The organism is Vibrio sp. D173a, assembly GCF_030248475.1.
Genome location: NZ_JAHGAH010000252.1, coordinates 1 through 1,405, shown reverse-complemented (window position 1 = coordinate 1,405; position 1,405 = coordinate 1). Strand labels below are relative to the sequence as shown.

The 1,405-nt window shown below is 34.7% G+C and carries 1 protein-coding gene and 1 pseudogene; one reads left to right on the top strand and one right to left on the bottom strand.

Annotated elements, in window-relative coordinates; genetic code table 11:
* Positions 1-427 precede the first annotated feature (427 nt).
* A complete protein-coding gene (locus KIV40_RS22285) occupies positions 428-1,258 on the top strand; it encodes a hypothetical protein (RefSeq protein WP_285351365.1) in 831 nt (276 codons plus the stop codon).
* Between the two features lie 21 nt (positions 1,259-1,279).
* On the opposite strand, the pseudogene KIV40_RS22280 reads toward KIV40_RS22285, so the two are convergent.
* A pseudogene (locus KIV40_RS22280) lies at positions 1,280-1,405 on the bottom strand (IS5/IS1182 family transposase); the annotation flags it as partial.

Here is a 1,405-nt window from a genome sequence, read left to right as displayed (position 1 = left end):
TACGCAACAAAGCCTCAAAAAACTGCTTGAATATGGGATGATTGAAACTCTAAAAGTCAAATTTCAAAACAGCCTAGTAATTAAAAGTGCAAACTAAAAGTTATTAATATGTTAATCATAAATATAGAGTTTTAATTGATTAACCTTAAAATTTAATATGTAGAAAAATAAAATACAAATCAATCATTAATATGCTAAGCCAAATACACAAATAAAATTTGCTATAACATGCAATTTAATTTAGTGTGTAAAAATAACAAGATTGAGAAAGGAAAAAATCGAGATAACAATTAAAACAAATATCTTGTAAAAAAGTTCAAAGATAAAAATCACTAAATTAGACATCAATCTATCAAAAGATCTCAACCATTCGATGTGTAACGTATCCATTTATTGGAATAAAAATTAAAAATACAACAGGCTTAAAGTGAAAAAAATAAATACTATTACGCTTTTAATAGCGTTAGCAACTAACAGCTCCTTTTCTTTGGCAGACCCGAATGAAATGTCGATGATGAATGGCTCTCATGAGCATAAATTTAAAGCAAATGGAGAGCTTTCAGGGCAAGCGGATATTTTGCTAAACATGGCCTTAAATAGCATGTCCCCTACCCAACTGAATAGCCTAGCAACAAACTATTTGAAACAAGTAGAAGATATTGATGTGTCAGGCCCAAACTATGATGAGGAACGCACTAAAAATGACGCTGTAAAACAAGAAGTAGCAGAGTCTATTTTTTACTTATTAAAACATCAGCACGTTTCCAACCCAAGATTCATACCAACAAGTAATGGTATTACCGGATGGTGTCTTAAAGACCCTAAATCAGGCTGTAATGGTCCTATTAACCCTTTCGGGACAAATGCTCGCATTGATGAAAGTAAAGCACCGAATGGTGGATATTCCCTTATTGTTGGAAAACCCAATACTGAAGCTACTATCACAACATTATTACAGACGGTTCCAGGGCATACTTACACTCTATCCTTCGAAATGACAGGGGAATTCGTAAAATATCCCGGCCTTTCTTATACCTACCAGCCTGTAAACTCTGTGGTCAACGTCGGTGGTGAGACTGTGTTTTTAAACAAACAGCATCCTCTTTTTAAAACAGAGTTTTGGATTAGAGGAAATCTTGGTTACTCATATGCACCTTGGGACAACCGAGAAAATGGTCGAGACCACTGGGAAAAAGTTGAATTACAGTTTGTTGCATCTCAGCAGCAAACATCGCTCAGTTTTACTAGGGCGTGTTGATCTTTGCTGTACATTTCGTATTCAGCAATACATCGGTAACCACATTAACATGAATGCCAGCGATAACATGCTGGCATAATTCCTTTCTAACTTGTCATATCTACTTGAAATAGCTCGATAATGCTTAATTCTCGCAAAGGTATTTTC